Origin of the sequence: Zobellella iuensis, assembly GCF_016746085.1 — a bacterium.
Lineage (GTDB): Bacteria > Pseudomonadota > Gammaproteobacteria > Enterobacterales > Aeromonadaceae > Oceanimonas > Oceanimonas iuensis.
This window is the reverse complement of sequence record NZ_JAERTZ010000012.1, coordinates 261,677-269,394: the sequence shown is the minus strand read 5'-3', so window position 1 is coordinate 269,394 and position 7,718 is coordinate 261,677. Positions and strand designations below refer to the sequence as shown.

Below are 7,718 nucleotides of genomic sequence, written 5' to 3'. Positions count from 1 at the left end.
GGGCGCCGCCGGCCAGCGCTGCATGGCGATCTCGGTGGCGGTGCTGGTGGGCGAGGCCAGGGAATGGATCCCGGAGCTGAAAGACGCCATGGCCCGGGTGCGGCCCGGCGCCTGGGACGATCCCGACGCCGGCTACGGCCCGCTGATCAGCAAAGCGGCCCGGGAGCGGGTGCTGCGGCTGATCGCCGGGGGCCAGGCCGAGGGGGCCGAGTGCCTGCTCGACGGCAGCCACTGCACGGTGGACGGCTACCCCCACGGCAACTGGGTGGGGCCCACCCTGTTCCGTGGCGTGACTCCTGAGATGGCGCTCTACCGGGAGGAGATCTTCGGCCCGGTGCTGTTGCTGATGGAGGCGGATAGCCTGGACCAGGCCATCAATCTGGTTAACGCCAACCCCTACGGCAATGGCACCTCCATCTTCACCGCCTCGGGTGCGGCGGCGCGCAAGTACCAGCACGAGATCAAGGTGGGCCAGGTGGGCATCAACGTGCCCATACCGGTGCCGCTGCCCTTTTTCTCCTTCACCGGCTGGCGCCGCTCCTTCTACGGCGACCTGCACGCCTACGGCAAGCAGGCGGTGCGTTTTTACACCGAAACCAAGACCATCACCGCCCGCTGGTTCGAGGACGAGGCGGTGGCCGGACCCAATATGTCGATTCATCTGAAATAAAGGCTATCAGCTATCAGCTATCAGCTATCAGGGCAGTGGGGGGGCTGGATGGAAGCAGAGAGTGAGGGAAAACCGTTAATCTCTGGCAGCTTCCAGCTTCCAGCCTTTAGCCGCGACCGGAGGGAGCTTGCATGGACTTTGAACTGAGCGACGAACAGCGGGCCTTTGCGGCCCTGGCCGATGACTTTGCCCGCAACGAGCTGGAGCCTCATGCCGCCGATTGGGACCGGGACCACCACTTCCCGGTCGAGACCTTGCACAAGGCGGGCGGGCTGGGGCTCTGCGCCCTCTATACCCCCGAGTCCGCCGGCGGCCTGGGGCTGAGCCGGCTCGACGCCAGCATCATCTTCGAGCGCCTGGCCATGGGCTGCACCTCCACCACCGCTTTCCTCACCATCCACAACATGGTGACCTGGATGGTGGCGAGCGCCGGCAGTGAAGAGACCTGGGCGCGCTGGGGCGAGGGGCTGGTCAGTGGACGGCTGCTCGGTTCCTACTGCCTGACCGAGCCCAACGCCGGCTCCGACGCCGCCTCCCTCAGGACCAGCGCCCGCCGCGACGGCGACCAGTATGAACTGAACGGCAGCAAGATGTTCATCTCCGGCGCCGGCAGCACCCAGGTGCTGGTGGTGATGGCCCGCACCGGCGGCGAGGGCGCGGGCGGCATCTCCGCCTTCGCCCTGGACGCCGACAGCCCCGGCATCGTCTACGGCCGGCCCGAGGACAAGATGGGCTGGAACAGCCAGCCCACCCGCACCGTCACCTTCGAGCGGGTGCGGGTGCCCGCCGGCCAGCGGCTGGGGGCGGAGGGCGAGGGCTTCAAGCTGGCGATGAAGGGGCTGGACGGAGGCCGTATCAATATCGCCAGCTGCTCGGTGGGCACCGCCCAGCAGGCGCTCAACAAGGCGCGCCAGTACCTGCAGGAGCGCAGCCAGTTCGGCCGCAAGCTGGCCGAGTTCCAGGCGCTGCAGTTCAGCATCGCCGACATGGCCACCGAGCTGGTGGCGGCGCGCCAGCTGGTGCGGCTGGCGGCGAGCCGACTCGATGCGGGCCATCCGGACGCCACCACCTACTGCGCCATGGCCAAGCGCTTTGCCACCGATGCCGGCTTCAAGGTGTGCGATCAGGCGCTGCAGCTGTACGGCGGCTACGGCTATATCCGCGAATACCCGCTCGAGCGTTACCTGAGGGATACCCGGGTGCACCGCATCCTGGAGGGCACCAACGAGATCATGCGGCTGCTGATCGCCCGTCGGGTACTGGCGGAAGGCAGCGGGGAGCTGTGATGGGTTCGCATAGGGAGCTTGAGTTGATGTCAGTACCTGTGTGCCAGTTCGGTGATGCCGTCCGTGAGATGGGCGGAGGAGACCAAAGGGGGCCGCTACGCCGACACGCTACAAGCACGTCCATGTGGGCTCGGACATGCCATCCCTGGCATGTCACGGTCGGCTCCTCGGTCCCCTTTGTTCTCCTTTTGGGCATGGGCGGCGTCTGTGTCATAGCTGTTCCCGGCGCTCTATCACCACTGGCCATAGTCATAGAGAGGTGCCCCCATGACCACCGCTATTCGTTTTGAACAACAAGGCCATACCGCCATCCTGACCATGGACAACCCGCCCGCCAATACCTGGACGGCGGCAAGCCTCTCGGCCCTGGCCGAGCGGGTGGCGCAACTGAACGCCGACCGGGAGATCTGGAGCCTGGTGCTGACCGGGGCGGGGGACAGGTTCTTTTCCGCCGGGGCCGATCTCAAGCTGTTCGCCGACGGCGACCGGGCGGTGGCGCGGGAGATGGCGCGGCGCTTCGGCGAGGCCTTCGAGGCCCTGAGCCGGTTTCGCGGCCTGTCCATCGCCGCCATCGACGGCTACGCCATGGGCGGCGGCCTGGAGGCGGCCCTGGCCTGCGATCTGCGCGTGGCCGGCCGGCAGGCGGTGATGGCCCTGCCCGAGGCCAAGGTGGGGTTGCTGCCCTGCGCCGGCGGCACCCAGAACCTGACCTGGCTGGTGGGCGAGGGCTGGGCCAAGCGCCTTATCCTCTGCGGCGAGCGGCTGGATGCCGAGCGGGCCCTGGCCATCGGCCTGGTGGAGGAGGTGGTGCCGCCAGGGCAGGCCCTCAACCGGGCCCTGGAGCTGGCCCGCCAGGCGGAGCAGCAGAGCCCCTCGTCGCTGGCCGCCTGCAAGCGGCTGATCCAGTCGGCCCGCAGCCGGCCCCTGGCGCAGGGCTATATCCGGGAGCGGGAGGAGTTTGTGGATTTGTTCGACACCGAGGATCAGCGGGAAGGGGTCAACGCCTTCCTGGAAAAACGCCCGCCCCAATGGCGCAACCGCTAAGGAGAGCCCATGAGCCTGATAGTCGAAGAGCATGCCACGGGCGGCGGCCGGCGTATCGGCCGGCTGGTGCTCGACAACGCGCGCAGCCTCAACGCCCTGAGCCTGGAGATGATAGAAGGGATGCTGCCCCAGCTGGCCGCCTGGCGGCAGGATGAGGGGCTGGTGGCGGTGCTGCTCGAAGGCGCCGGTGACCGGGCCTTCTGCGCCGGCGGCGACGTGGTGGGGCTGTACCGGGCCATCACCTCGGCCCGGGAGGCTGGCCCCCTCGATGAGCTGGGCATGGGGCCTATCCCTGAGCCGGCGGCGCGTTTTTTCGAGCGGGAATACCGGCTGGATTACTTGCTGCATGACTACCCCAAGCCGGTGATCTGCTGGGGCGGCGGCATCGTCATGGGCGGCGGCCTGGGGCTGTTCAGCGCCAGCCGGCAGCGCATCGTCACCGAAAGCAGCCGGCTGGCGATGCCGGAGGTGACCATCGCCCTCTATCCGGACGTGGGCGGCAGCTGGTTCCTCAACCGCCTGCCGCCGGGGCTGGGGGAGTTCATCGCCCTCACCGGCTGCCAGTTGAACGCCAACGACAGCCTCTGGCTGGGGCTGGCCAGCAGGGCCATCGCCGCGAGCCAGCGGGCCGAGTGGCTGCCCCGTCTGCAGGAAGTGGCCGACTGGCGGGATCCCGCCGTGGCCGTCGGCCGGGTGCTGCGGCAATTGGAAGCGGCGTCGCTTGAGGTGTTCGCCGAGCAGCCCTCGCCCCTGCGGGAACACCAGGACGGCATCCGCCGGCTGATGGACCGGGAGCGCCTGACGGACAGGGTGGCGGCCATCCTCGACGCGGATTTCGACTCTCCCTGGTTCGAGCGGGCCCGGCAGGGCCTGGCGGCGGGCAGTCCGCTGGCCATCCGGGTGATAGACGAACAACTGCGCCGCTGCCGGCATTGCTCCCTGGCCGAGGTATTCCGCCGGGAGCTGGCGCTGTCGGTGCAGCTGTGCCGGTATCGGGAGTTCGCCGAAGGAGTGCGGGCCCGGCTTATCGACAAGGACAACCACCCCGACTGGAGCTTCGGGACCCTGGAGCAGGTGGACGAGGCGCTGCTGGCCGCCCTGTTCACCCCGCCCTGGCCCCGGAGCCCATTGCAGGATCTGTAACGGAGGCAAGCACCATGGCAACCATCGCATTTATCGGTTTAGGCAATATGGGCGGCCCCATGGCCGCCAACCTGGTCAAGGCCGGGCACAGGGTTCAGGTGTTCGATCTGCAGCCCGAGGCGGTCAGCCGGGCCGCCGGCACCGGCTGCATCCCGGAAACCAGCGCCACCGAGGTGGTCAAGCACGCCCAGGTGGTGATCTCCATGCTGCAGAGTGGCCGCCAGGTGGAAGGGCTCTATATGACGGGCCCGGAGCCCCTGTTCGAGCGGATGGCGCCGGGCACCCTGGTGATCGATTGCTCCACCATAGATGCGGCCACCGCCAAGGCCACGGCCCAGCGGGCCACGGCCCATGGCCTGGACTTTATCGATGCCCCCGTGTCCGGCGGTGTGGCCGGGGCCCAGGCCGGCACCCTCACCTTTATCGTCGGCGGCAGCGGGGATCAGTTTGTCCGGGCCGAGCCGGTGCTGCGCCAGATAGGCAAGAACGTGTTCCACGCCGGTCCCCATGGCGCCGGCCAGATGGCCAAGGCCTGCAATAACATGCTGCTGGCGGTGCTGATGGCGGGTACCTGCGAGGCGCTCAACATGGGCATCAACAACGGCCTGGATCCCAAGGTGCTGTCGGAGATCATCAAGCAGAGTTCGGGCAGCAACTGGGCGCTGCAGCTCTACAACCCGGTGCCGGGGGTGATGGAAAATGTGCCCGCCGCCCGCGGCTACCGGGGCGGCTTCCAGGTCAACCTGATGTGTAAGGATCTGAATATCGCCATGGAGCTCAGCCGGGACAGCGGTTCGCCGGTGCCCATGGGGGCCGCCGCCAAGGCCCTGTTCAACCTGCATCAGGTGGCGGGTCATGGCGAACTCGACTTCTCCAGCCTGTTTCGGATGTTCCGGCAAGGGGGCGAATAGCCATGGATATCAGGGGCAAGGTGGTGGTGATCACCGGCGCCGGCCGGGGCCTGGGGCAGGCCATGGCCCGGCAGCTGGCACGCCAGGGCGCCAGTCTGGCGCTGCTCGACAACAACGAACCGGATCTGGCCAAAAGCGGCGAAATGGTGGCCGCCACCGGGGCCCGGGTGGCGGTGCACCTGTGTGATATCGCCGACGAGCGACAGGTGGCGGACAGCTTCGGCCACATAGTACGGGAGCTGGGCGGGCTGGATGTGCTGGTCAACAACGCCGGCCTGATGCGCGACGCCTTGCTGATCAAGCTTGTGGAGGGCAAGCCTGCCGGCAGGATGAGCCTGCAGCAGTGGCAGCAGGTGGTGGACGTCAACCTCACCGGCACCTTCCTGTGCGGCCGGGAGGCGGCGGCCATCATGGCCGAGCGGGGCCGGGGCGGCCTTATCGTCAATATCTCCTCGGTGGCCCGGGCCGGCAACCGGGGCCAGAGCAACTACTCGGCCACCAAGGCCGGGGTGGCGGCCCTGGTGGTGTGCTGGGCCGGCGAACTCAGCCGCTACGGCATCCGGGTGGCGGGCATCGCCCCCGGGGTGATCGCCACCGCCATGACCGCCCAGATGAAGCCCGAGGCGATGGAGCGCATCACCCGCGATATTCCCCTGGGGCGCCTGGCGCAGGTGGAAGAGCTGGTGCACAGCCTGCAGTACATCATCGAGAACGACTACTTCCATGGCCGCATGCTGGAAATGGACGGCGGCCTGCGGCTGTAGGACTAAAGTCTAGCTTGTCTGAATGCCCGCACGGGGGTAAGGTTTTTTGCAACGCACAGCAACGGACGTGCCTGCCTGCGTTAACAGAGCGAACAATAAAACGATAATAATCACTGCCATATCCCTGAACGCACTGGTTCCCTTCGGTCATGGAATCACTGCCTTCAGGGTTTTTTTATGGCTACATATTGGGGTAGTTGGGACCACTTCCCCCTTCCGGTGGCACCCAGCGGATATTCTGGGCCGGATCCTTGATGTCGCAGGTTTTGCAGTGCACACAGTTGGCGGCATTGATCTGGAAACGGGACTCACCTTCCTGCTCCACCACCTCGTAGACCCCCGCCGGGCAATAGCGCTGGGCCGGCTCCTGGTAGCGGGGCAGGTTGTCCCGCAGCGGGATCTCCGGATCCAGCAGCTGCAGGTGGCAGGGCTGGTCCTCGTCGTGGCCGGTGTTGGCCAGGTAGACCGACGACAGCCTGTCGAAGGAGAGTTGGCCGTCCGGTTTCGGGTAGTCCGGCTTGCGGCTCTTCGCCGCCGGGGCCAGGGTGGCGTGATCCGGCGTTCTGTCGTGCAGGGTGAAGGGCAGCCGGCCCCCCAGCCCGTTGTGGTTGAGGGTGTTGAAGGCGCCGCCCAGCCAGGGTCCCAGCCTGTGCAGGGCGGGCACGAAGTTGCGGCTTTGGTGCAGTTCCTGGTGCAGCCAGGACGAGCGCAAGGCGTTGTCGAAGGCGGTGAGGCTATTGCCGCCCTGGTCCCCCGCCGCCAGGGCCTGCACCACCGTCTCGGCGGCCAGCATGCCGGATTTCATGGCGGTATGGATGCCCTTGATCTTGGCGCCGTTGAGGGTGCCGGCATCGCAGCCTAGCAGCAGGGCGCCGGGCATCGTCATGCGCGGCAAGGAGTTCAGGCCGCCCTTGGTGATGGCCCGGGCGCCGTAGGCCAGCCGCTTGCCGTCGTACAGGTGACGGGCCAGCAGCGGGTGGTGCTTGAGCCGCTGGAATTCGTCGAAAGGACTGAGATGGGGGTTGCGGTAGTTGAGATCCACGATAAGCCCCACCGCCGCCTGGCCGTCGTCGCCGTGGTAGAGGAAGAAGCCGCCGCCGCTGTCTTCCTCGAGCGGCCAGCCGGCACCGTGCAGCACCAGGCCCGGCCGGTGGCGTTCGGGGGCGAGCTGCCACAGCTCCTTGATGCCGATGGCGTAGTGCTGGGGATCCCGGCCCTGGTCCAGGCCGAAGCGGGCGATCAGCTCCTTGCCGATATGGCCGCGGCAGCCCTCGGCGAACAAGGTATAGCGGGCGCGCAGTTCCAGGCCCGGCACGTGATTGGCCTTGGGGCTACCGTCCGCCGCCAGTCCCATATCGCCGGTGAGCACTCCGGTCACCCGGCCCTGGTCGTCGTAGAGGGGCGCCTGGGCGGCGAAGCCGGGAAAGACGGCCACCCCCAGTTGCTCGGCCTGGGTGGCCAGCCAGCGGCACAGGTTGCCGAGGCTTATTATGTAGTTGCCCTCGTTGTGCAGGGGGGAGGGCACCAGGGCGGGAGGCAGCTCCAGGCCGCCCCGCTCGCTGCTCAGCATATAGAAGCGATCCTCGGTAACCGGGGTATGTACCGGGGCGCCCCGCGCCCGCCAGTCGGGAAACAGCTCGTCCAGGGCCCGGGTCTCCAGCAGGGCGCCGGAGAGGATATGGGCGCCCACCTCGGCGCCCTTTTCCACCAGGCAAACGTTCAAGGACAAATTCCGGGACGCCGCCTCCTGCATCAGCCGGCAGGCGGCGCTCAGGCCGGCCGGGCCGGCGCCCACTATGACCACGTCAAATTCCATCGACTCCCTTTCCATATTCCGGCTCCGAACCTGGGCACATGGCTAAAGTATTGTATTGGTTGCGGTATTTAACAAACTCCCGGG

Annotated in this window: 7 protein-coding genes; 6 read left to right on the top strand and 1 reads right to left on the bottom strand. The window is 67.5% G+C overall.

Annotated features, from left to right (window positions below; translation table 11 throughout):
• From JKV55_RS04960 to JKV55_RS04935, 6 genes are all read left to right on the top strand, one after another.
• Positions 1-670: aldehyde dehydrogenase family protein (locus JKV55_RS04960; protein ID WP_202082765.1), on the top strand; the 670-nt coding region annotated here is incomplete at its 5' end.
• A 131-nt stretch (positions 671-801) separates the two neighbouring features.
• Positions 802-1,956 (top strand): acyl-CoA dehydrogenase family protein, encoded by a 1,155-nt coding sequence (locus JKV55_RS04955; protein WP_202082763.1) that lies wholly within the window; start codon positions 802-804, stop codon positions 1,954-1,956.
• 267 nt (positions 1,957-2,223) lie between these two features.
• The gene (locus JKV55_RS04950; RefSeq protein WP_202082761.1) at positions 2,224-3,000 is read left to right on the top strand and encodes an enoyl-CoA hydratase; all 777 of its coding nucleotides are present in this window, start codon (positions 2,224-2,226) and stop codon (positions 2,998-3,000) included.
• A gap of 9 nt (positions 3,001-3,009) precedes the next feature.
• Positions 3,010-4,143: an enoyl-CoA hydratase/isomerase family protein gene (locus JKV55_RS04945; RefSeq protein ID WP_202082759.1), complete on the top strand. Its 1,134-nt coding sequence runs from the start codon at positions 3,010-3,012 to the stop codon at positions 4,141-4,143.
• 14 nt (positions 4,144-4,157) lie between these two features.
• Entirely contained in the window at positions 4,158-5,054 is an 897-nt protein-coding gene (gene mmsB, locus JKV55_RS04940) for a 3-hydroxyisobutyrate dehydrogenase (RefSeq protein ID WP_202082757.1), read from the top strand.
• Positions 5,055-5,056: 2 nt separating this feature from the next.
• The gene (locus tag JKV55_RS04935; protein WP_202082755.1) at positions 5,057-5,818 is read left to right on the top strand and encodes an SDR family NAD(P)-dependent oxidoreductase; all 762 of its coding nucleotides are present in this window, start codon (positions 5,057-5,059) and stop codon (positions 5,816-5,818) included.
• 181 nt (positions 5,819-5,999) lie between these two features.
• Here JKV55_RS04935 and JKV55_RS04930 read toward each other — a convergent pair whose 3' ends face one another.
• Positions 6,000-7,649 (bottom strand): electron transfer flavoprotein-ubiquinone oxidoreductase, encoded by a 1,650-nt coding sequence (locus JKV55_RS04930; RefSeq protein WP_202082753.1) that lies wholly within the window; start codon positions 7,647-7,649, stop codon positions 6,000-6,002.
• Between the last annotated feature and the right edge of the window lie 69 nt (positions 7,650-7,718).

Excerpts from the sequence above, each read along its gene's own strand:
- JKV55_RS04950 (WP_202082761.1), top strand. The coding sequence starts at position 2,224 with ATGACCACCGCTATTCGTTTTGAACAACAAGGCCATACCGCCATCCTG.
- JKV55_RS04935 (WP_202082755.1), top strand. The coding sequence starts at position 5,057 with ATGGATATCAGGGGCAAGGTGGTGGTGATCACCGGCGCCGGCCGGGGC.
- JKV55_RS04945 (WP_202082759.1), top strand. The coding sequence starts at position 3,010 with ATGAGCCTGATAGTCGAAGAGCATGCCACGGGCGGCGGCCGGCGTATC.
- JKV55_RS04930 (WP_202082753.1), bottom strand. The coding sequence starts at position 7,649 with ATGGAAAGGGAGTCGATGGAATTTGACGTGGTCATAGTGGGCGCCGGC.
- JKV55_RS04955 (WP_202082763.1), top strand. The coding sequence starts at position 802 with ATGGACTTTGAACTGAGCGACGAACAGCGGGCCTTTGCGGCCCTGGCC.
- mmsB (WP_202082757.1), top strand. The coding sequence starts at position 4,158 with ATGGCAACCATCGCATTTATCGGTTTAGGCAATATGGGCGGCCCCATG.